Genomic DNA, 22,241 nt, shown 5'->3' with positions numbered 1-22,241 from the left:
AAGTTATCTGATACAATAATAAGGATAGGAGGTCTATATAATGAATGCTCAGACTTTGGTTTTGTTAGTGATTATAGCTGTTTTGCTGGTTTTTGCTCTCCGTCATGTATATCACAATTTTGTAGAGGGCAAGCATGATTGCTGTGGCTGTGATGCCTGCAGTGGATATCATGACAAGGAAAAAAATACTGGGGCGGAAGAAGGCTCCTGTCCGTATTGCAGTGGTCACAAATAATTTAATCTACTAAATGGGGACTGTTTTCCTGGTGATTTCCTAATGCTAATATTCGAATCGAATTTGCATTAGGAAAAGCTAGAGAGACAGTCCTTTTCTATTGTCTGGAAATAGGCAAATTACCCTTGAAAATGGCATGGTTTTAGGCTATCATAGGTAATAGGAATAGCTGAAGTGTTATTAATACATATCAGCAATAAATGTATAGTATGGTGACGGTAATGAGGGAAAAAAAGTCATTAAAAAGTCTGGATAAATTAGTATCCAGCTTGGAATTTTTGAATTTCGAGCAAGGTAAAAAGCGCTGTATGAATGACGAGGAGTTTTATCTGGAGCTTGTAAAAGAGTTTGCAGAGGAAAGCAAGCTGAAAACCTTGCAGGAGAACTATCAACGGCAGGACTGGCCCCAATATAGGATGAATGTGCATACTATTAAGAGTTCGGCGGCCTATATAGGGGCAGAGGAGCTTTCCCAGCAGGCTAGGCTTTTGGAAAATGCTGCCAAGGAGGGCAATCAGGCATATCTTGTGGCGAAACATATTGAATTTACTCAATATTACCAAAAGGTATTGCAAGGAATTAAGGACTTTCTCGCTGAAATAGAGTCGGCAGGAGCATAAATTTAGAGCAGGGTTGGCGATATACATGGAAGAAAAGAAAATTTTGGTCGTGGATGATAGTGCCGTAAATCTCAAGCTGACAGGAAAAATCATTAAATCCCAGGAGGGATGGAAACCCATATTGGTACCATCTGGACAGCGGGCTTTGAAGTATTTGGAGGAAAATCAGGCAAATTTGATTCTCTTGGATGTGATGATGCCAGAGATGGATGGCTTCCAGCTATTGCAAATACTGCAGGGAGATGAAAGGCTGGCCAAGATTCCTGTGGTAATGCTGACAGGAGATGAGGAGGCAGAAACCAAGGAACAAGGCCGACAGGCAGGCATAAAAGCCATGCTCCACAAGCCTTTTGATATATCCCATCTGTTGAATACCATAACGAAATATATGGACTGAGGAAGAGGTCATGGATGATAATATACGGGAAGAGATTCGTCAGCTAAAACTGGAATTAAAAAAGGCCCATCGGGAGGTAAAGCGTCTCCATCGAGAGAACAATATCCTTTCTACCATGAACGAGCAGGCCAATAGATTCCGAGAGTTTAGTGAGGCCAAAAAAGGACGACAGGAATACTATACACGAATGTTTGTGGAGAATTCTCCTAATATTTCCATTATGTTGGATAGTCAGCTTAAGACACTTTTGGCTACAGAGCAATATTATCAGGTAGGCCGGTGTACCACTGAGGAAATTAATGACGGATTGCCTATTGCTACCGTCTTTCATGGTGTCATGGAATATCCTGAATGCAAGCATTTGGAGTCTGTGTGTCAGGTAGCTTTGACAGAGCAGCGGGAAATTCACTACATTGAGAAATTAAATGTGGAAAGGCAGGAATTGGTCTACGATGTCTATATTCATCCAGTAACAGGCATAGAGGAAGGGGAAAAATGCCTCATGCTGATTATGGTGAATATTACAGATATCATTTCTGCCAAGGAAAAAGCTGAAACTGCCGATAAAGCCAAAAGCAGCTTTTTGGCCAATATGTCTCATGAAATAAGAACCCCTATGAATGCTATTCATGGCATGGCGGAGTTTATTATTCGGGATACTACAGATATATTTGCCAGGGAAAATGCCATTCTCATAAAGAATGCATCTACCTCTCTTTTGACTATTATTAATGATATTTTGGATTTCTCCAAAATAGAGGCAGGCAAAATGGAATTGATAAATTCATCCTTCCAATTGGCTTCTCTTTTGGTAGATGTAGCTGCTATTATTCGCATTAAGCTAAAGGATAGCAAAGTCTCTTTTGTGTTACAGATTGATCCTGAAATGCCTCGTGGCCTGATTGGGGATGAAATCCGCATCAAGCAGATAATGGTAAATCTTTTGAATAATGCGGTGAAATTTACCCAGGATGGTACTATTACACTTCGTATGGGCTGCAGAAAGCTTGGGGATGACAATACGGTAAAGATATATGGCAGTGTGGCAGATACTGGCATTGGCATAAAACCCCAGGATTTGGGTAAGCTGTTTTCCAGCTTTCAGCAGGTAGATACCCGAAGAAACAGGTCTATTGAGGGTACTGGCTTAGGCCTGGCCATCAGCCGTCGCCTATGTGAGTCTATGGGCGGTACCCTAGGGGTAAAAAGTGTTTATGGCCAGGGCAGCGTATTTAGTTGGACTATGGTGAATCAGGTAGATGATTGGACTCCTATTGGCACCATAGGCAAGGGGGATATCCAAAATCAGGAAAAGCTTTTCCAATATACCTTTATTGCGGAAAAGGCCAAGGTGTTGGTGGTTGACGATAACAAGGTAAATCTCAAGGTGGCAGAGGGAATGCTGTCTCCTTATAGAATCCAGGTAGTAACTGTAGAAAGTGGTTATGAGGCTTTGGAACTGCTGAAACAGCAACATTTTGACATTGTCTTTATGGACCATATGATGCCTATTATGGACGGGGTAGAAACCTTGCAAAAGCTTAGATTACTGCCTAGCCATGAAAAGGACGTGGTGGTGGCTCTTACCGCCAATGCAGTAGCTGGTGTGCAGGATGAGTATCTCCAGCTAGGCTTTCAGGGATATTTGTCCAAGCCGCTAGGGGATAAGGAATTGGATGAATGTCTGCATAGTTTTCTGCCTTCGGATACCATTTATAAGCTGGATAAACCTTTTACCAGCAGAATGGATGAGGTAGATCGGGATATTCTTATGCAGGTTTACACTGAGGGACACAAAAAGATTAAACTGTTTATGGATCTGCTGGAGGCAGAGGATTGGTCAAGATATACCATTGAGGTACATGCGCTCAAATCTGTAGCAGCTCATATTGGCCAAAAGCAGTTGGCGGAAATGGCCAAGGCTCATGAAAAAGCAGGGAAATCAGGAGATTATCAGTATATTTATCGAAATTTTGACAGACTTTTAGCTCAGTATGGTGCCTTGTTGACCTATATTAGCGAAAAATTTGCCGAGGAACTTTTTCTGCCAAAGCAAGAACAGAACCTGTCTGCCATATCCTCGGAACAGTTATCAAAAAAAACTGTTCAATTGCAGGAAGCATTAGAGGATTATGATCTTGATAGATTGGAAGAATTGCTGCAGGAACTGCTGGGATGTCAGCTTGACAGCGCTAGACATAAGCTGTTGTCTCAAATGAAAGATGCCTGCGGCGAATTTGATTATGATACTCTGGAGAAACTTATGGCACAATGGCAAAATGCCAATAAATCATAATATTAGAGGTGAGAATTTTGAAATCAGTAGCATTATTTACTGAAGAAATAGATGATCTTGAAAGGGCTGTGGCAGAGCTGCAAAAGCAATGCCAGGGATTTGATTTTCAGCAGCATAGTGCAGGACTGCTTTTTGCCCATCCAGATACCGATTTGGAAGAATTAATGTCTTTGCTGACGGAGGCATTTGCCATACCTATTATAGGAGTTACTGCCTCCTTTATATTTACCATGGAAGGTGTAAAAAGAGAGGGTATTTCCCTGCATTTTTTCTCTGCTGATGATTGCCGCTTTGCTGTGGATAGTACAGGAGAACTGGAGCCTGAGCATGTAAAGGAGGCTATGGGCCAGGTTTATCATAACTTGGTTAATCAGCTAGGTGAAAAACCAAAGCTTCTTTTGACTTATGGCAATCCAAGCTTAGACATGGCGGGAGACGATTTTGTAGATACTCTGGATACCTTGTCTGAGGGGGTACCAGTATATGGCGCCATGGCATCAGATGATTTTGCTGTGGAGGACTGTCGTTTTGTGTGCAATGGTCATGTATTTCAATATGGTGCGGCAGTTATAGCTATCAGCGGTAACATCCAACCAGTTATGTCCAGTGGTTTTCATGTGGATACGGCTATTGATTACGAAGGCATTGTCACCCGTGCTGAAGGCAATCAGGTGTTAGAGCTGGATGGTGTGCCTTTCGTGGAGGCTTTGACTAAAGCTGGCGTGGTTTTTAATTTTGATAATGCTCAGGATTACCTCAATACTCCTTTCAAAATTTCCTTTGAAACTGAAGCCGGAGAGGAAATACAATGCCTGCGCCACCTTTTTTGTGTGGATAAGAAAAAAGGAACAGCCAAATTTTTTGGCAAAATACCTGTAGGAGCCAAGCTGCAGGTAGGGATTCTGGATGCAGAGGGGATTCATGACTCGGTGGCAAGTGTAGTCCATGATTGCCTAGAAGGTATTGCAAAGAATAATCCTCAAAGCTATCATACTCTGATGGTTACCTCCTGTGCCTCCAGACTTATGAGCTATACCAATGCTATACATGATGAAAGCATTGCCTATGTGGATAGGATACCAGATGGGATGGAGATGTCAGGCTTATATGCTTATGGCGAAGCCTGTCCTATAAAAACTAAAACTAGCAGCAAGGGAAGAAATGCTTTTCACAATACCACGTTTTCCTTGCTGGTAATGTAGCAATAGGGAGTGTTTGCAATATGGATTTTAGACAATTGGAGTATTTTTGTACTCTGAGCCGCCTAAAAAATTTTACCCGCACAGCAGAAGAACTGCATGTTTCCCAGCCTTCCGTTACCAAGGCTATCAAGTCCTTGGAAACGGAGTTGAAGCTGACCTTGATAGATAGGCGGCAAAAGCATGTTACCCTTACCAATGAGGGCAAGGCATTTCTGCTTCATGCGGAACAAATCATGAAATCAGTAGAGGATACCTACAGGGATATGGAACGCTTTCAGCTGGAAAAGCAGGGAACAGTACATTTTGGTATTCCTCCTATGGTAGAGGCCTATCTATTTCCAGATCTTTTCACCAGCTTCAAGGCTATGTACCCTGATATGAATCTGGATGTGCGGGAATATGGAGATTCTACAGAGGTAATGGAAAAGGCGGATTCCGGTGAGCTGGACTTCGGTATTATCTTTTCCAGCCGAGGTGATACTAAGGATAATCAGATGTTGATTATGACAGATAATATGAGTCTTTGTGTCAGCCCTGAGCTGCCCTTGGCCCGCAAGGAAAATATCAGTTTTGATGATTTGAAGAATGAACATTTTATCATGCAGCAATCTAATACCTATCAGCATCAGCATGTATATGAGCGGTGTGTGGAAAGGGGTTATATACCGGATATTCTTCTGTGTACCACTCAGCTGAAAACCATTAAACAGCTGGTGGGCAATAGACTGGGTATCTCCGTGCTGCCAGATTTTGTTACCAATGAGGAAACCATTTTTGTACGCCGACAGCTTACACCACCTCTCAAGGTTAATATCTGCCTTTACTGGGGACGGAATAAACAGCTCAGCGATATGGATAAGAGATTTTTGGATTTCATCAAGCACTATGTGGCTACTGAGGAATTCAAGAGCCATTTTACAAAAATATAGAAAAATAAAGAATGAAATGTATGACGTCGGAGCTCCGGCGTCATTTTGTTTTGAAATCCCTGCTTGACAAGGTAGTTCTTTTTTGGTATTATTTTTCAGGTTATATAAGCTCTTGATAAGGAAGGGCGTATCTACCAACTGCCGAGAACAGTTGTCTATGACCCGCTGGGTTGTAGTACACTTTTTAGGCGGTTTTTTTGTGTGTAAATTTAAATTACCCCTTTGCCACAAGTTTTGTAGTGTACATTTTAGTTGTAGGATAAGGAGTGTTGACATGAAATACGATGTTATTATTATTGGTGCAGGCCCTGGTGGTATTTTTTCTGCTTATGAGCTGATTAAGGGAAATAAGGATATTAAGGTGGCTGTATTTGAGGCTGGCCGTCCCTTGGAGCAAAGAAAATGTCCTATTGACGGCAAAAAAATCAAAAGCTGTATCAAATGTCCATCCTGCGCTATTATGAATGGCTTCGGGGGCGCAGGCGCTTTCTCTGATGGCAAATACAATATTACCAATGATTTTGGCGGTACTCTTTATGAGCATATTGGCAAAGAGGCTGCTCTGGAGCTGATGTATTATGTGGATGAAATCAATGTCAGCCACGGTGGCCAGGGAACTAAAATGTATTCTACTACAGGTACCAGCCTGAAAAAGACCTGTATGCAGAACAAGCTGAAGCTGCTGGATGCTTCTGTACGCCATCTGGGTACAGATAAAAACTATATTGTTTTGGAAAATATCTACAATGAACTGCGGGAGAGAGTGGATTTCTTCTTTATGACTCCTGTGGAAAAGCTGGAGACTTTGGCTAATGGCTATCGGGTAATTACTGCCAAGGACAGCTATGAATGTGATAAATGTATTGTTTCTGTAGGCCGCAGTGGCAGTAAGTGGATGGAAAAAATCTGTCAGGAGCTGGAAATTCCTACCATGTCCAACCGTGTGGATTTAGGGGTAAGAGTGGAGCTGCCGGCAGAGGTATTTTCCCATCTTACCGATGAGCTGTATGAAAGCAAGATTGTTTACAGAACGGAAAAATTTGAGGATAAGGTGCGTACCTTCTGCATGAATCCTTATGGCAGCGTGGTAAGCGAGAATACCAACGGCATTATTACCGTAAATGGTCATAGCTATGAGGATAAGGCTCTCCAGACAGGTAATACTAATTTTGCCCTGCTGGTATCCAAGCATTTCTCTGAACCTTTCAAGGATAGTAACGGCTACGGTGAAAGCATTGCCCGCCTTTCCAATATGCTAGGCGGTGGTGTGCTGGTACAACGCTTTGGTGATTTGGTGCGTGGTCGCCGCAGTACCCAGAAACGCATGGATGAAGGCTTTGTTACTCCAACTCTGGCAGCCGCACCTGGTGATTTAAGCTTGGTTCTGCCGAAGCGTATTCTGGATGGTATTATTGAGATGATTTATGCTCTGGATAAGATTGCTCCAGGCACAGCCAATGATGATACTTTGCTTTATGGTGTAGAAGTAAAATTCTACAATATGGAAGTAGAATTAGATGATAATCTTGAATGTCGTTACAAGGGACTGTACATTATTGGTGATGGCAGTGGTGTAACCCATTCTCTCTCTCATGCTTCTGCCAGTGGTGTCTTTGTGGCCAGAAAGATTCTTGCTGATATGTAAGTAAAATAAAATAGCCCTTTCTGACTTTTCCTGAATTATGTAGGGAGGAAAGCCGGAGAGGGCTATTTCTATCTAAACCAAGCTGCTAAAAAGAGCATCTACAATTTGGTGAATATCAGTGGAGGCAATGGAGGAATAATTTACTACAAAGGTATGCTCCGGAGCGGCCTGACGGTTTTGATAATAATGCTGTAGCGGCTGCAGCATTAATCCCTTTTGCCGCAGTCTAGCCTGCAAATCCCTATCTGATAGACTAGTATCGATTTGCAAGAGAAAATACAAGCCAGAGGATTGCTGGAGAATTTTAATCCGCTCATGGTCAGGGTGGCTGGTTAAAGCCTTTAGGAGCTGTTGACGAAGTTTTTTATAATTGTTCCGCATGCGGTTAATATGCCGCTCGAAATACCCCTGATTAATAAACTCTGCCAGAGTATATTGCTCAAAGGTGGATACAGTACAGCTAAGGTAGTTTAATTTGTTGTTAAATTCTTCCATTAAGGGCTTGGGCAGTACCATATAGCTGATACGAATGGTAGAGGCCAGACTCTTGGAGAAGGTATTCATATAAATAACCTTATTGCTCATATCTATGCTGAATAGGGAGGGGATAGGCCGACCTACCAAACGGAACTCTGTATCATAATCATCCTCAATAATATATCTAGGCCCAGCTGCCGCCCAGCCTAGCAGCTCATAGCGACGGCTAATGGGGGTAATAATACCTGTAGGAAAATGATGGGAAGGGCTGATATGAATAACATCACAGCTTACAGTGTTCAATGCTGTTACAGACATACCCTGCTGGTCAATAGGCAGGGCAATACAGCAAGCACCGTTGTCCCGATAGATGCGCCGCAGCTTTTGATACCCCGGATCCTCCACGCAATAAATCTTGTCCCGGCCAATAAGCTTAATCAATAGCTCGTAAAGGTATTCTGTACCGGCGCCAATAACAATCTGCTCTGGAGAAATATCCATACCTCGAAAATGGCGCAGATGATTGGCTATGGCCTGCCGCAAAGGGGCTACACCTGCTGTAGGAGACTGAGTGAGAAGAAGCTGCTGTTTCTCGTTAATGGTATGTCGTAGCAAACGGCTCCAGGTGCTAAAGGGAAAATTTTCCGCCAGCAGACTGTTAGAGGACAAATCCACTCTATGAGGGGCAGGGGCTATAGGCGAGTCCTTCAGCTCAGAATTTTTTTGGGTGTCCTGTTGGGGAATGTTATCTTCCCAGTCAGGAGAAGTATTCTTCTTTTGGGGATTGTTATTGTTTATTTGCTGTTGGTCAAAGAAATTCATGGATTGACGATAGTTTTCCACTGGGGAAACAAAATATCCTGATTTTAAGCGGGCATAGATATAACCCTCAGAAACCAGCTGTCCATAGGCTCCTTCTACAGTTATGGTACTGATGCCCAGCTGGGTGGCCAGGGAACGCTTGGAGGGCAGCTTGGTGCCTGGTGTTAGATGATGCAGAAGAATTTCGTTTTTGATGTATTGGTAAATCTGCATATAAATAGGCTGAGGCTTATTGGGGTCCAGATTCAAAGTCAGCATGTGGGGCCGCCTTTCTGTTATAGATTGAAATAAGCTAAAATTGTGGTAAAATAAAAGCGGCAGAAAATGCCGCTTTAGTTTACAGAGAAATTTTCTGCAATGGCTTTACCAATATCAGGAAGATTATGGCATTGAGAAGTGCCTTTAGAGCCAGTCCCGGTGTGGAGCTAAGTCCAGCCTCGATACTGTCATAAAGCACAGCGCCAAAAATAGTATAAGCAGCCACCATCCAGACAAGGCCTAAGAAAATAGCTGTAAGATTGCCACCATTAATCACAAAGCTGTTGTGATTGCTCTTGTAAAGTATGCCAAAAATCCAAGCCATAATATATTTGATAAGCAGTGTAGGCACAATCCAAAGGGCAAAGCCTCCAATCAAATCTGCCAGAGCAGAGCCAACTGCACCGGCAACAGCTCCCTGCTTACGGCCTAACAGTACCACCGCTAGCAAAACAGCTGCATCTCCTAAATGGGCATAACCCAAGGGAATCGGAATCTTTGGCACAAAGGTCATAACAAAAACAATAGCGGTAAATAAAGCAGTAAGACATAAATCCTTAGTTGTTAATTTCATAATTGTCACTCCTGACTGTATTTTTGTTCAATATATTGAATATGGTACTTAGTATAATGCCACATTGGCTATATTGAAATAGTCAGAATAAGATAAAAATATAATATCAGATTTATGGTCAGATGGAAAGATATTTTTGTAAAGGATGAGGAAATGGAGCAGGAAAAAATATATGCCAAGCAAGCAGGATATAAGCATTTGAAGGCTTTGGGACAGTTTTTTACCCCCAAGGCTGTGGCAGAATTTATGTGTAACTGGGCTGGTAAAAATGCCAAAAATATGCTGGACCCTGCAGCTGGTAACAGTGTGTTTCTGTGCCAGATGAACAGGATTTATCCTCAATGTCAGCTAAAGGGCTATGAAATTGACACCGGGATTCTGGATTTTTTTGGTAATCCCTCTGGCGCAGAAATGATTTTGGGAGATTATCTGACTCTGGATTGGCAGGAAAAATACCAGGCTATTGTGGGGAACCCTCCCTATAATAAATTCCAGGCTGTAGACAATCGTCTGAATATATTTAACAGAATTTATGCCGAAACCGGTATTCATTACAGTGGCAATAGCAATCTTTATAGCCTTTTTTTTATAAAAAGCATCTATCAGCTGGCACCGCAAGGGAGGCTGGCCTATATTATTCCCAGTGAATTTCTCAATTCCGCCTACGGCACCCAGCTAAAAGAATTGCTGTTAAGACAGGGATTATTACGGTGTATTATCAATTTTCGTTACAATGAGGAAGTATTTCCCGGGGCCAATACTACCTGTTGTATTATTTTGCTACAGCAGATGAAAAAAAAATATGTGGATTTTTATAATCTATCCTCCATAGAGGAGCTGGCTCAATTAGATGTGGATAAAGGCTTAGGACCACATGGTATCAGGGTGGCCTATAACAATCTAAAGCCAGAGGAAAAATGGCGTCCTTATCTTCATCAGGAAAGTCAGCGACAGCTGGCTCATTTAGTGTCCATAGGGAAGTATTGCCGGGTTGGCAGGGGGATTGCCACAGGAGCTAATGATTTCTTTTGCCTCAGCCGACAGCAGGCAGAGGAATTGAAAATTGATGAAAAGTATCTTCAGCCCTGTCTTTGTCGCAGTAAGGATGTAAAAGGTAATATTTGGCAGCTAAAGGATTGGCAGACTCTGGCAGATAAGCAGGGTAAGGCTTATCTACTGAATATACAGGGTGAGCCAGATGGCAGGGTACTGAAATACCTTCGACAGGGACAGGCTCAGGGACTGGATAAGCGGTATCTTCTGTCCAAAAGACAGCCCTGGTATAGTATGGAGCAAAAGCCTGTGGCTCCTATTTTGATTTCTTCTGCCTATCGCAAAGAATATAAGCTTTTGCGAAACTTGGCTAGAACAGCTAATCTAACAGCCTTTCATGGTATTTTTATTCGCAAGGACTATGAGAAATTAACGGATATTATCTTTTGTTATTTTCTAACAGCTACTGCCAGAGAGCTTGTTAATCGCAATCGGAAAGAGCTGGGACGAGGACTGGAGAAACTGCAACCAGGGGACTTACAGCAGGCAGAAATGCTGGATATAGAAATCCTTGGTGAGCAAGCCAGGTCAAAAATATTGACTATTTATGACCAAATAGTGAAGCAGGAAGCTTCTCAGGTAAATCTGGTTAATGAACTGGAGAAAATTTTTTCTCCCTATTATTGTACAAATTTGGAAAAAGATGTTACAATAAACAAAGACGAATAAATTAGACAAAACGGGAGCTTGCAGAGGCAGGCTGAGAGTAGGCGTAGGCCTTGACCGTACCTGATGTGGATAATGCCACCGTAGGGAACCATATTGTGTAGATATAATGGTATACCAATGGTTGTGGCTAGGTATACCATTTTTGTGTATTAGGAAAGGATGTTATGTATGGCAAAAGAGTATAAGACTCAGATGGAGGCAGCCCGCAAGGGGATTGTGACTCCGGAAATTGAAAAGGTTGCTGCCAAGGAGCATATGTCTGTAGATGAGCTGCTGCCACTGGTAGCTTGTGGCAAGGTGGCTATTCCTGCCAATGTTAACCACAAATGTCTGGAGCCAGAGGGTATTGGCTCCATGCTGCGCACTAAGATTAATGTAAACCTTGGTGTGTCCAGAGACTGCAAGGACTATGATGTGGAAATGGAAAAGGTTATGTCTGCTGTAAACATGGGCGCAGAGGCTATTATGGACTTGTCCAGTCACGGCAATACTCAGCCTTTCCGTCGTAAGCTTACCAGTGAATGTCCTGTAATGATTGGTACTGTACCGGTTTATGACAGTGTTATTCACTATCAGAGAGATTTGGATACCCTGACTGCCAAGGATTTTATTGATGTTATCCGCCTTCATGCTGAGGATGGTGTGGATTTTGTTACCCTCCATTGTGGTATTACCCGCAAGACCATTGACCAGATTAAGAAGCACAAGAGAAAGATGAATATTGTTTCTCGGGGTGGTTCCTTGGTTTTTGCCTGGATGTCCATGACTGGCAATGAGAATCCTTTCTATGAATATTATGATGAGATTCTGGACATTTGCCGTGAATACGATGTTACCATTTCTCTTGGTGATGCCTGCCGTCCTGGCTGTCTGGCTGATGCTACTGATGTATGCCAGATTGAGGAGCTGGTACGCCTTGGTGAGCTGACTAAGAGAGCTTGGGCTAAGGATGTACAGGTTATGGTTGAGGGACCTGGTCATGTGCCTATGGATCAGATTGCAGCCAATATGAAGGTACAGGAGACTATTTGTCAGGGAGCACCTTTCTATGTATTGGGGCCATTGGTAACAGATATTGCGCCTGGCTATGACCATATTACAGCAGCCATTGGTGGCGCTATAGCAGCTATGAATGGTGCGGCCTTCCTGTGCTATGTAACCCCAGCTGAGCATCTGGCTCTGCCAAATGTAGATGATGTAAAGCAGGGCATTATTGCCAGCAAGATTGCGGCTCATGCAGCTGATATTGCTAAGGGGGTCCGTGGTGCTAGGGATATAGACGATAAAATGGGTGATGCCCGCCGGGTATTGGATTGGGAGGCTCAGTGGGAGTGCGCTCTGGATCCTGAAACTGCCAAGGCCATCCGGGCGGATCGTTCTCCAGAGCATGAGGATACCTGCTCCATGTGTGGCAAATTCTGTGCTGTTCGCAGTATGAACAAGGCTTTGTCTGGAGAGCATATTGATATTCTCTAATAGGTATTAGTTCTGTAAGCCCTGCTGATAAATAAACTGCTGGCTTTCTTGAAATAAGAAATTGTTGCTGGCTGTTATTTATTGGCAGGGTTTTATCATGGTAAAAATTTTGTATTTGTGGTATGATAGGCAGGAACTAAAAATGTGGAGGTGCTAATATTTGAAGGCTTTAAGAAATTTTGCTTCCTCAAGAAGGTGCAAGGATTTGATTGTCATTGCTGTGGTGTTGGAGGCCTTTTTTCTGGCACTGTCGCCTTTAGTAGCGGAGGTTTCCCTGCTAATAGGCTTTTTGATTTATCTATTTCGCTGGCGAATGGATAAAAATTACCATTATAAGAAATCACCGGTATTTGGAGCTATAGCTGTATTTATGGTCTGTGGCGCAGCCTCCATACTGGTTTCTCCAGATAGTGGCTTTAGCTTTTACAATTGGTACAATCTGGCGGTAGTATACTGCATGACCTTTGTGCTGGTGACGCAGAATGTTACGACTAGGGATGAAATCAAGGTGGTAGCTTGTGCTCTTGGACTTTCTGCTTTAGTGGTGGTGGCAGATGGCTTCTATCAGTTTATTTTCGGCATTGATACTGCCGATATGAAGTGGGTGGATGGCGAGGCCTTTCCAGAACTGCGGAAGCGGGTTTTTGCTACCTGGGAGAATCCTAATATTTTGGCAGCCTATTTGGATATTGTTATCTGCGTTCTACTGGGGCTGTTTGCCAAAATGAATAATAAGAGCACCAGAATATATCTGGCTATGTTTATGGTGGCCTCCTTGGCCTGTCTGGCCATGACCTATGCTAGAGGAGCCTTGCTGACTATCGCTGTTATTATAGGCTGTTACGGTATTCTAAAGGATAGACGGATTCTGCTGACCCTTATTCTAGTGGCCGGTGGTGTATTGGCTTTGGATCCAGTGCTGTTGGAGCGCATGCAGACAGCTTTTCTGGTGGCAGATACATCCTCGGAAATGCGGATTGCCATGTGGGAAAGTACAGTTCAGATGATTATGGACCATCCTCTGCTGGGGATTGGCTGGGGTGCCTACTGGATGGTGTACCCGCTGTATGATACCTATATTGTTGATGGCAGTGTAACACTGGTTCATGCCCATAATATTTATTTGAATTACTGGGCAGAAATTGGGTTGATCGGCGGTACTGCTTTCCTGTGGTACTTTTTCAAAACTATGGGACTGGCTCTTTTTAACAAGCGGGTATTGCCAGACACTTTGATGGAAGGCTTGCTGCTGGGATTGGGATTGGCGTTGGTTTCTGTAGCGCTGAATGGTGTGACAGATGATGTATTGTTTAATATTCCATCCTCTATGCTGTTATGGCTGCTATGTGGATTGGTCTATGCTATAAGGAGTCTTGGGCGGTAGTAAAATAGATTCGAGGGGAGTGATTGCCATGAAAAGATTTGTAGTATTTGTTTTAGGCTTTATATTGTTCCTAAATGGTGCTTTGATGGCTGAGGCTAAGGACAATGTATCTGAAAATGCATCTACTACAGAAGCTATGGCAGTTATTGCTGCTGATACTCCAGAAATTGCTGTGCAAAAACCAACTGTTATTGTGATGAATGGCAGTGAAAGATATTTGCAGGAGGAATATCAGGATATTTTAACCCGCTATTTTGTAAAATGCTATTCCAAATATCGTTTTCCTATGGCATATGGCCGGAAAGCACAACAGGATTTTTATCAGGCCTGCAGCAAGGTAAATGGGGCTAAAGATATACACAGCCTTAGCCAAAAGGAAATGACAGAGGTTTTGACCAGTATGGACAAGGAACAGGCATTGTTTCTTAATGTTCATGACAGGGTATACAAGACAAGGCGCCATTGGGATTGGTGGTTTGGCTCTGAAGATACCTGGGATGCAGTAGTTTATTTAGAGGCCACCTTGGTAGATAAACAGGGTATCATCGGTCACAAAAAATATCAATACACCATTGAATCCCAGTACACCCCTGGCAAAGCACTACAGGCTGCTTATACCAGATGCATCAGACAGCTGCAGAAATCTGATATACTTACTGCTAAATAAATTGTTGACATTTGGTGTTTTTTCGTGTATCATTCATATGTGTTGTTAAGGACACTAAAAAGAAATATGAACTCATCCAGAGCGGTGGAGGGACTGGCCCTGCGAAGCCGCGGCAACCATTGTCAGTGTGACAAAACGGTGCTAATTCCTGAAGGCATAGCCTGAAAGATGAGAGGTTTAGAAACTCTCTCATTAGGGAGAGTTTTTTTGTGTATTAAAAGCGATAAGGGCTGTTATATAACGGTTGTTTTCATATTTCAGGTCGTGTTTTGTTAAGAGTACAGCGACGGATAGCTGATTAGGTTATGTAGAGGTTTCTGCTGTACAGTAGTTTATGAGGAGGCGTTTTTATGGCAAAGCGTTTATTTTTTACCTCTGAGTCTGTTACTGAGGGACATCCTGACAAAGTAGCAGATCAGATTTCTGATAGCATTTTGGATGCTATTCTGGCCAAGGATCCATATGGTCGTGTAGCTTGTGAGACTATGGTTACCACTGGTCAGGCTCATATTGCTGGCGAGATATCCACCAAGTGCTATGTGGATATTGCTAAAATCGTAAGAGATACAGTTCGTAAGATTGGTTATACCAGAGCAAAGTTCGGTTTTGATGCAGATACTTGCGGTATTCTTGTTTCCCTTGACGAGCAGTCCCCAGATATTGCTCAGGGTGTTGACAAGGCTCTGGAAGCTCGCGAGGGAAATCTGAATGAGGAAGAAGCTACTGGTGCTGGTGACCAGGGTATGATGTTTGGTTATGCTACCAACGAAACTCCTGAGTATTTGCCTGTTCCAATTGCTTTGGCACATCGTTTGGCTCGTCGTTTGGCTGAGGTGCGCAAGAATGGCACACTGCCGTATCTCCGCCCAGATGGCAAGACTCAGGTTACTGTTGCCTATGAGAATGGCAAGCCTGTAGCTATTGATACTATTGTTATCTCTACTCAGCATGATGAAAGCGTTACTCTGGAGCAGATTCGCAAGGATATGATTGAGTATGTAATCAAGGCTGTTATTCCTGCTGAACTTCTCAGCGAGGAAACCAAGTATTTCATTAACCCAACTGGCAAGTTCGTTATCGGCGGCCCACAGGGTGACTGCGGTCTTACTGGCCGTAAGATTATTGTTGATACCTATGGCGGTATGGCTCGTCATGGTGGCGGTGCTTTCTCCGGCAAGGATCCAACGAAGGTTGACCGTTCCGGTGCCTATGCAGCCCGTTATGTAGCAAAAAACATTGTGGCCGCTGGTTTGGCTGACAAGGCAGAGGTACAGCTGGCTTATGCTATTGGCGTAGCTACTCCTGTGTCCATCATGGTTGATACCTTTGGCACTGGCAAGGTTAGTGACCGTGTTCTGGAAGAGCTGGTTACCAAGAACTTTGACCTGCGCCCAGCTGGCATTATCAAGATGCTGGATCTTCGTCGTCCTATCTATGCTCAGACTGCAGCTTATGGTCATTTCGGCCGTACTGATGTGGATCTGCCTTGGGAGCATACTGACAAGGCAGAGGCTCTGAAGGCTCAGGCTGGACTCTAAGTAAAAACAAATAATGTGTGCAACATCTCTATAGGTAGCGGGGTGTTGTACTCTCTTAAAGAGCTGTTTCCTTGGGGATTTGTATAGCAGCGTGAAAATATGATATTTTCATGGTGTTAGCTTAATTTCTCTCCTGAGGAAATAGCTCTTTTTCGTTATAAGTGCCAAGGTGAACCCGTTTCACCATGAGGAGTTGGAAAACCTACCTATATCAATTACTATAAGTGTCTGGTTTATGGTATAATAAAAGCAGTAGGGGGGATTGGCTTTGGGAGAAAAAGACATTACGCAAAAGAATTTTGAGGCATACAACGATGTTTTTGCAGATATTATCAATGGCTGTCTTTTTGATGGGGAGGAAGTGATTTCTGAAAACAGCCTGATGGATGCCCAGACTTATTCACAGTATAAAGCAGATGATTCTGCTATACATGAACAGGAACGGGATGTAGCAAAATATTGGCTTGATAAAAAGTGTTGTCTACGCTTAGCACTTATAGGTGTGGAAAATCAATTGGCTATTGACACGGATATGCCTCTGCGAATCATGGGCTATGATGGTTCAGCTTATCGTGACGAAATGAATCAGGATGAGTTGCAGACCTGTCAGGTTACAGGACAGAAGCGCAGAGTCAAAAATAAGCGTTATCCTATCATAACCTTAGTTTTGTATTTTGGTAAAACACCTTGGAAAAAGCCACTTTGTTTGTATGATTCGTTGGATATTCCTCCCAGATTGAGGGATTTTGTTAGTGATTATAAAATAAACGTCATAGATGTGCCTAGACTAACTGACGAGCAGGTAGGAAAATTTGTAAGTGATTTTAGAATCATCGCTGATTATTTTGTGCAGATTTACAATACGAAAGAATATCAACCTAGTAAACAAAAAATCCGCCATGTAGACGGATTGCTGAAGCTTATGTCAGTATTGACTAACGATAAGCGCTATATGGAGGTATATTCTACAGACTTAAATGAAATGGAGGGATTGGATATGTGTGAGGTATTGGATAGAGCCGAATCCCGGGGCAAGGAAATTGGCAAGAAATATGGAATTGAGATGATTAATAAGCTATATGCCTTACTCTTGGCCAAGGGATTAAATGATGATGTAACCAAGGCTATTCAAGACAAAACTTATTGTGACTATTTGCTGAATAAATATCACTCTGCACTGGTGTAGAATTGGGGGCTGTTCCTTAGTGGACAGCTCTTTTGGTTATAATGGAAACAATAGTGGATAGTGCTGTTGTATGATATGCAAACAAAAAAGGCCCTGTAAAGGTAGAGGACTTCGCACGTTCTACCACTACTGCCACTAGCACGTATTCCGCTAATGGAGAGAGTCTTTCTTGTAATCCAACTATACCACAGAATCAGTAGAAGGGCAATGAAATCCCTAATGTCTCAAGCAAGAAAATGTGTAGGGAATTTATAGAACAGACTGTTGTCAATGAAGATACCCGAATAAATAGCAAGCAAACAAAAAGAATAATATGATATTTTGCAAATCTGCTTATTAATTGATATAATGTATTTTGTATGCATTTAAGATAGGAGGAGCGGGTTTTGTATAGTTCCGAGGAATATAAAGAAATAGAAAAAAAGATTTTTGCAGGGGAGAGATTGAGCCGTGAGGATGGTATAAAGCTTTTTGCCTGCAAGGATATAGCCTGGTTAGGTAATATGGCAGATTACGTCCGCCAGCAGAAATGTGGGGATATTGTTTATTACAATGTGAATTGCCATGTTAATCTAACCAATATTTGTACTTCCAAGTGCAAGTTCTGTGCCTTTGGCCGGGATAAGGATGACAAAGGGGCTTATGCCATGGATGTAGAAGATGCCTTGGCGCTGGTACGGGATGCCTCCAAGGATCCAAATCTGGCTGGGCTTCATGTGGTAAGCGGACTGCATAGTGATTGGAGTTTTGAGGATTATCTACAGCGATTGCAGGCCTTGCATGATGAGTTTCCAAATTTATATCTCAAAGGATTTACTGGGGTGGAAATTACGCATTTTGCCAAGATTTCTGGGTTGAGCGTTGAACAGGTTCTGCGCAAGCTGCAGCAGGCAGGTTTGCAGGCTATTGCTGGTGGCGGAGCGGAAATCCTTAGTGATAGAGTACGCAATGAACTGTGTCCTAACAAGGCTACGGCAGCTCAATGGCTGGAGGTGTCTAGAACAGCTCATAAGCTGGGCATCAAAACCAATGCCAGCATGCTCTATGGTCATATAGAAACCTTGGAGGAGCGGGTAGATCATCTGCTGACCTTACGGGATTTGCAGGATGAAACTGGCGGTATACAGACCTTTATCTGCTTCCCATTCCTGCCGAAACATACAGAGCTGGGCAAAACTGTTCAGCAAACCTCCATGTGGGATGATTTGCGCACCATTGCTATTTCTAGATTGATGCTGGATAATATTACCAATATCAAGGCCTATTGGGTTATGCTGACAGTGCCGGTAGCTCAGATTGCTTTGGGCTTTGGTGCTAACGATATTGATGGTACCATTCACAAGGAAACCATTCTTCACGACGCAGGAGCTTCCAGTCCTACTGCTCTCAGCGAGGACAATATTATCAAGATTATTCGTGAGGCAGGCCGGATTCCAGCAGCCTGTGACTGCAATTTCAATATTCTGAGAACTTTTGCAGATTAAGGATTAGATAGGAGATTTTTACAAATAAAAGGGGATATTATGATCAAAGAATTGATTCTGCAGGCCAGAGAAAAAGCCAATGCTGGCTTGCGGTTGAATTTACAGGAGGCCTTGGCCCTCTATGAAGATAATGATTTGTTGTTTTTGGCAGATTGTGCCAGACGCATGAAGGAAAAAAAGAGCGGACGACAGGTTTTTTATAATGTTAATAAGCATATTAATTTGACCAATATCTGTACTTCGGGCTGTCCTCTTTGTGCCTTTCAGAAAAAGGAAGGGGAGCCGGGAGGCTTTGTACTGGAGGAAACAGATATTGCCAAAATTCTGGAGGAGGCCAAGGTTACCAGAAATCTAGGCGAAATCCATATTGTCAGCGCACTCCATCCAGATAAGCCCTTTGAATATTACCTCAATGTAGTAAAACAGGTACGGCAGGCTTTGCCACAGGTGGATATCAAGGCTTTTACTCCGGTGGAGATTGTGCATTTTAGCCAAATGACTGGCAAATCCATCAAAGAAGTATTGGAGATTTTGCAAAAGGCTGGCCTTTCCTCTCTACCAGGAGGTGGCGCAGAGATTCTTAGCGATAGAGTAAGGGAAATTATCTGTCCGAAAAAAGCTACTACTGTCCAGTGGATTGAAACTATTAAGACAGCTCACAAGCTAGGCATCCGCACCAATTGCACCATGATGTATGGTCATATTGAAACCATTGAGGAAAGGTTGCAGCATCTATTTACCCTACGGGATATTCAGGATGAAACCGGTGGTTTTCAGGCCTTTGTTTCCTTCCCTTTCCACCCTGCCAATACAGGGTTGGATTATTTAAAGCGGGTTGGTTCCTGGGAGGATATGAAAATGATGGCCTTGTCCAGATTGATTCTGGATAATGTGGATCATATTAAGGCTTTTTGGATAATGCTGACCATGCCTATTGCCCAGCTAGCTTTGGGCTTTGGAGCTGATGATTTGGATGGTACCATTGGAGAGGAAAAAATCATTCATGCTGCTGGTGCCAATACAGGACGGGGGATTACCCGCAGCAAATTGCGTCAGCTGATTACAGAAGCTGGTTTTGAGCCTGTGGAGCGAGATACTTTCTATCATCCTGTGGAAACTGGAGAGGAGGCAGTCAAATGATGAGAATGAATGCCAAGGAAGCAGAACAGCTGCTGATAAATGGAGATCCTATCCAGTTAGGACAGCTGGCAGGAGCCGAAGCTAGAAAACGCTTTGGAGATAGAATTACCTTTATTGTAGATAGAAATATCAACTATACCAATGTATGTGTTAATGAATGTAGATTCTGTGCTTTTTTCCGTCGCAAGGAAAGCAAGGATGCCTATCTCCTGACCTTTGATGAAATTCTAGGCAAGGTGAGAGAGGCAGTAGATGCTGGGGCTACTCAGGTTATGATTCAGGGTGGTCTTTATCCTGATTTGGGGCTGGAGTATTATGAAAAAATGCTGCGGCTTATCAAGGAAAATTTCAAGATTACCATTCATTCTTTTACTGCTACGGAAATTCAGCATTTTGCCCGTCAGGCAGGTATTTCTATCTTGGATTGCCTCAAAAGATTGCAGGCAGCAGGTTTGGACAGCCTGCCTGGTGGTGGAGCTGAGATTCTGGTGGACGAGGTGCGCCAGCGGGTCAGCCCCAAGAAGATTATGACGGAGGATTGGCTCCATGTCATGGAATGTGCTCATTCCATCGGTATGGAAAGCACTGCAACTATGGTTATCGGCTTAGGTGAAACCATGGCTCAGCGGGTGGAGCATATGGAGCGTATTCGTCAGCTACAGGATAAAACAGGAGGCTTTAGGGCCTTTATTACTTGGAGCTTCCAGCCTGGCAATACAGAGCTGGGAGGAGAAAAAACCTCTGGCTGGGATTATATGCGAAATTTGGCTATAACCAGACTTTATATGGATAATGTGCCTCATATTCAGGGTTCTTGGGTAACTCAGGGAGAACGTATTGGACAACTTACTCCGGCTTTTGGGGCAGATGATTTGGGCAGTATTATGCTGGAGGAAAATGTGGTCAAGGCGGCCGGTACAGCCTATGATATGTCTATTCAGAAAATGGTGGACATGATTCAGGGAGCAGGCTGGCAGGCAGCTCAGCGAGATACGGAGTACAATGTAATCAAGACATATGGAGGCAAGGCTGATGTTAGATAACAAGATACCCAAAGCCGAATATGGTATTGTGGGAGGTTCTGGTACGCTTTCCAGCGATTTTCCTAACAATATTCAGGCTCAGGATGTAGAGATAATTGCGGATAATCTGAGATTTGAGACTCCTTATGGTGAAAGTCCAGCTATGCGGCTCTTTTCTGTAGGAGATAAGCAAGTATTGACGGTGAAAATGCACGGCTGGCGCAGCGGTGTCAGCAGAAGTGATGCTTCTCGACAGGTTTTCTGGGTGTTCCGGGAAGCAGGTGTTAAGAGGATTCTGTCCGAGGGGGGAGTAGGCACCGTAAACAAGCTGCTGGATTTACGGGATTTTATTGTGCCAGATGATTATTTGGATATGTCTGTCCGCAAGGATGTTATGCTGGATGGCAGATATCTGTTGATTATGCGGGAGGCTCTTTGCCCAGAAATGCGTAAAACTCTCATTGAGGCTGTTTCCAAGCGGTTTGATGGTAGAGTCTTTATTCGAGGAACCTATGCTGTAACCGATGGCAGGCATTTTGAAAGTCCAGCTGAGGTGGCTATGCTTAATGGACATGCAGATATTGTGGGCCAAAGCATGTGTCCTGAGGTATATCTAGCCCGGGAAATCGGCGCCTGCTATGCGGGATTGTATTTTACTGTCAACTACGGCGAGGGAATCAAAGTCTGGTCCCATGAGGATATGTCCAATATCTTCTATGACGATGCTGTTATGATAGGAGAAATTTTGCTGGAAACCATCCGTAACACCTCCGCCCAGGATAAGCATTGCCATTGCCAGGAACTACGCAAAGAAACCCTGCTAAAAGATGTATACAACTCCGAATCTGCTAAAGGATAAATAAATGAAAAAGCCTCGCACAACGCGGGGCCTACTAGCATACAACATTGTTTTTGAGCGCTTATGTTAATTCATAGGTGCTTTTTTGTGGAAAATTTTCTGATTATATGCCAAAACCAGTGTACATTTAAATAAAATATATTTATTTTATAATAATCAATAGATAGTATATTGTGCAAAGCTTGGATTAAAATGCTTGGTATAATAAATATTATTAATTTTTATATAAACTATGCCTTTTTAGTACTTGTCTGTTTGAGTATTCTGTGGTATATTATGGTCAACAGGAATATTGTATACAGAATACA

General features: G+C 43.0%; 19 protein-coding genes and 2 riboswitches. Of the genes, 17 read left to right on the top strand and 2 right to left on the bottom strand.

Translation table 11 applies throughout. From position 1 onward, the window contains the following. Positions 1–40: 40 nt before the first annotated feature. The 7 genes from I6E26_RS01095 (at position 41) to I6E26_RS01065 (ending at position 7,324) form a co-directional block, all read left to right on the top strand. Entirely contained in the window at positions 41–235 is a 195-nt protein-coding gene (locus I6E26_RS01095) for a FeoB-associated Cys-rich membrane protein (RefSeq protein WP_235319975.1), read from the top strand. 221 nt (positions 236–456) lie between these two features. After that, positions 457–855 carry an Hpt domain-containing protein gene (locus tag I6E26_RS01090; protein ID WP_235319974.1) on the top strand — a complete coding sequence of 133 codons (399 nt, stop codon included), beginning with the start codon at positions 457–459 and terminating at the stop codon, positions 853–855. Positions 856–880: 25 nt separating this feature from the next. Further along, positions 881–1,252, top strand: a complete 372-nt coding sequence (locus I6E26_RS01085; RefSeq protein WP_235319973.1) for a response regulator — start codon at positions 881–883, stop codon at positions 1,250–1,252. Positions 1,253–1,262: 10 nt separating this feature from the next. Further along, complete coding sequence (locus I6E26_RS01080; protein WP_235319972.1) at positions 1,263–3,548, top strand: ATP-binding protein; 2,286 nt, start codon at positions 1,263–1,265, stop codon at positions 3,546–3,548. Between the two features lie 17 nt (positions 3,549–3,565). Further along, positions 3,566–4,750, top strand: coding sequence for an FIST N-terminal domain-containing protein (locus tag I6E26_RS01075; protein WP_235319971.1), 1,185 nt, complete (start codon positions 3,566–3,568; stop codon positions 4,748–4,750). 20 nt (positions 4,751–4,770) lie between these two features. Further along, entirely contained in the window at positions 4,771–5,679 is a 909-nt protein-coding gene (locus I6E26_RS01070) for a LysR family transcriptional regulator (protein ID WP_235319970.1), read from the top strand. An 80-nt stretch (positions 5,680–5,759) separates the two neighbouring features. Continuing rightward, positions 5,760–5,857: riboswitch (purine riboswitch) on the top strand. A gap of 96 nt (positions 5,858–5,953) precedes the next feature. After that, entirely contained in the window at positions 5,954–7,324 is a 1,371-nt protein-coding gene (locus I6E26_RS01065) for an NAD(P)/FAD-dependent oxidoreductase (protein WP_235319969.1), read from the top strand. Positions 7,325–7,396: 72 nt separating this feature from the next. Here I6E26_RS01065 and pdxR read toward each other — a convergent pair whose 3' ends face one another. Both pdxR and I6E26_RS01055 read right to left on the bottom strand, forming a co-directional pair. Further along, positions 7,397–8,881, bottom strand: a complete 1,485-nt coding sequence (pdxR, locus tag I6E26_RS01060; protein ID WP_235319968.1) for a MocR-like pyridoxine biosynthesis transcription factor PdxR — start codon at positions 8,879–8,881, stop codon at positions 7,397–7,399. A 79-nt stretch (positions 8,882–8,960) separates the two neighbouring features. Further along, a complete protein-coding gene (locus I6E26_RS01055) occupies positions 8,961–9,455 on the bottom strand; it encodes an ECF transporter S component (RefSeq protein ID WP_235319967.1) in 495 nt (164 codons plus the stop codon). Positions 9,456–9,608: 153 nt separating this feature from the next. On the opposite strand from I6E26_RS01055, the gene I6E26_RS01050 reads away from it, so the two are divergent. The 10 genes from I6E26_RS01050 (at position 9,609) to I6E26_RS01005 (ending at position 21,933) form a co-directional block, all read left to right on the top strand. Further along, a complete protein-coding gene (locus tag I6E26_RS01050; protein ID WP_235319966.1) occupies positions 9,609–11,177 on the top strand; it encodes an HsdM family class I SAM-dependent methyltransferase in 1,569 nt (522 codons plus the stop codon). Between the two features lie 168 nt (positions 11,178–11,345). After that, positions 11,346–12,653, top strand: a complete 1,308-nt coding sequence (thiC, locus tag I6E26_RS01045; protein WP_235319965.1) for a phosphomethylpyrimidine synthase ThiC — start codon at positions 11,346–11,348, stop codon at positions 12,651–12,653. Between the two features lie 160 nt (positions 12,654–12,813). Further along, positions 12,814–14,037 carry an O-antigen ligase family protein gene (locus tag I6E26_RS01040; protein WP_235319964.1) on the top strand — a complete coding sequence of 408 codons (1,224 nt, stop codon included), beginning with the start codon at positions 12,814–12,816 and terminating at the stop codon, positions 14,035–14,037. A 28-nt stretch (positions 14,038–14,065) separates the two neighbouring features. After that, positions 14,066–14,704, top strand: coding sequence for a hypothetical protein (locus I6E26_RS01035; protein WP_235319963.1), 639 nt, complete (start codon positions 14,066–14,068; stop codon positions 14,702–14,704). A 69-nt stretch (positions 14,705–14,773) separates the two neighbouring features. Continuing rightward, a riboswitch (SAM riboswitch) is annotated at positions 14,774–14,879 on the top strand. 175 nt (positions 14,880–15,054) lie between these two features. After that, entirely contained in the window at positions 15,055–16,242 is a 1,188-nt protein-coding gene (gene metK, locus I6E26_RS01030) for a methionine adenosyltransferase (RefSeq protein ID WP_235319962.1), read from the top strand. A 268-nt stretch (positions 16,243–16,510) separates the two neighbouring features. Further along, positions 16,511–17,428 carry an Rpn family recombination-promoting nuclease/putative transposase gene (locus I6E26_RS01025; RefSeq protein ID WP_235319961.1) on the top strand — a complete coding sequence of 306 codons (918 nt, stop codon included), beginning with the start codon at positions 16,511–16,513 and terminating at the stop codon, positions 17,426–17,428. A gap of 386 nt (positions 17,429–17,814) precedes the next feature. Then, positions 17,815–18,912 carry an aminofutalosine synthase MqnE gene (gene mqnE, locus I6E26_RS01020; protein ID WP_235319960.1) on the top strand — a complete coding sequence of 366 codons (1,098 nt, stop codon included), beginning with the start codon at positions 17,815–17,817 and terminating at the stop codon, positions 18,910–18,912. A 39-nt stretch (positions 18,913–18,951) separates the two neighbouring features. Continuing rightward, the gene (gene mqnE, locus I6E26_RS01015) at positions 18,952–20,052 is read left to right on the top strand and encodes an aminofutalosine synthase MqnE (RefSeq protein ID WP_235319959.1); all 1,101 of its coding nucleotides are present in this window, start codon (positions 18,952–18,954) and stop codon (positions 20,050–20,052) included. Beyond that, positions 20,052–21,095 carry a cyclic dehypoxanthinyl futalosine synthase gene (mqnC, locus tag I6E26_RS01010; RefSeq protein ID WP_235320079.1) on the top strand — a complete coding sequence of 348 codons (1,044 nt, stop codon included), beginning with the start codon at positions 20,052–20,054 and terminating at the stop codon, positions 21,093–21,095. Before mqnE (I6E26_RS01015) ends, mqnC begins: the two co-directional genes overlap by 1 nt. Continuing rightward, entirely contained in the window at positions 21,085–21,933 is an 849-nt protein-coding gene (locus tag I6E26_RS01005) for an MTAP family purine nucleoside phosphorylase (RefSeq protein WP_235319958.1), read from the top strand. Before mqnC ends, I6E26_RS01005 begins: the two co-directional genes overlap by 11 nt. Positions 21,934–22,241: the final 308 nt, after the last annotated feature.

The sequence above is a fragment of the Anaerovibrio lipolyticus genome, from assembly GCF_021531495.1.
Classification (GTDB): domain Bacteria; phylum Bacillota; class Negativicutes; order Selenomonadales; family Selenomonadaceae; genus Anaerovibrio.
The sequence above is the reverse complement of the archived record's forward strand: the minus strand, read 5'-3'. Positions and strand labels throughout refer to the sequence as shown.

Excerpts from the sequence above, each read along its gene's own strand:
- I6E26_RS01095 (WP_235319975.1), top strand. The coding sequence starts at position 41 with ATGAATGCTCAGACTTTGGTTTTGTTAGTGATTATAGCTGTTTTGCTG.
- I6E26_RS01090 (WP_235319974.1), top strand. The coding sequence starts at position 457 with ATGAGGGAAAAAAAGTCATTAAAAAGTCTGGATAAATTAGTATCCAGC.
- I6E26_RS01085 (WP_235319973.1), top strand. The coding sequence starts at position 881 with ATGGAAGAAAAGAAAATTTTGGTCGTGGATGATAGTGCCGTAAATCTC.
- I6E26_RS01080 (WP_235319972.1), top strand. The coding sequence starts at position 1,263 with ATGGATGATAATATACGGGAAGAGATTCGTCAGCTAAAACTGGAATTA.
- I6E26_RS01070 (WP_235319970.1), top strand. The coding sequence starts at position 4,771 with ATGGATTTTAGACAATTGGAGTATTTTTGTACTCTGAGCCGCCTAAAA.
- I6E26_RS01065 (WP_235319969.1), top strand. The coding sequence starts at position 5,954 with ATGAAATACGATGTTATTATTATTGGTGCAGGCCCTGGTGGTATTTTT.
- pdxR (WP_235319968.1), bottom strand. The coding sequence starts at position 8,881 with ATGCTGACTTTGAATCTGGACCCCAATAAGCCTCAGCCTATTTATATG.
- I6E26_RS01055 (WP_235319967.1), bottom strand. The coding sequence starts at position 9,455 with ATGAAATTAACAACTAAGGATTTATGTCTTACTGCTTTATTTACCGCT.
- I6E26_RS01050 (WP_235319966.1), top strand. The coding sequence starts at position 9,609 with ATGGAGCAGGAAAAAATATATGCCAAGCAAGCAGGATATAAGCATTTG.
- thiC (WP_235319965.1), top strand. The coding sequence starts at position 11,346 with ATGGCAAAAGAGTATAAGACTCAGATGGAGGCAGCCCGCAAGGGGATT.
- I6E26_RS01035 (WP_235319963.1), top strand. The coding sequence starts at position 14,066 with ATGAAAAGATTTGTAGTATTTGTTTTAGGCTTTATATTGTTCCTAAAT.
- metK (WP_235319962.1), top strand. The coding sequence starts at position 15,055 with ATGGCAAAGCGTTTATTTTTTACCTCTGAGTCTGTTACTGAGGGACAT.
- mqnE (WP_235319959.1), top strand. The coding sequence starts at position 18,952 with ATGATCAAAGAATTGATTCTGCAGGCCAGAGAAAAAGCCAATGCTGGC.
- mqnC (WP_235320079.1), top strand. The coding sequence starts at position 20,052 with ATGAGAATGAATGCCAAGGAAGCAGAACAGCTGCTGATAAATGGAGAT.
- I6E26_RS01005 (WP_235319958.1), top strand. The coding sequence starts at position 21,085 with ATGTTAGATAACAAGATACCCAAAGCCGAATATGGTATTGTGGGAGGT.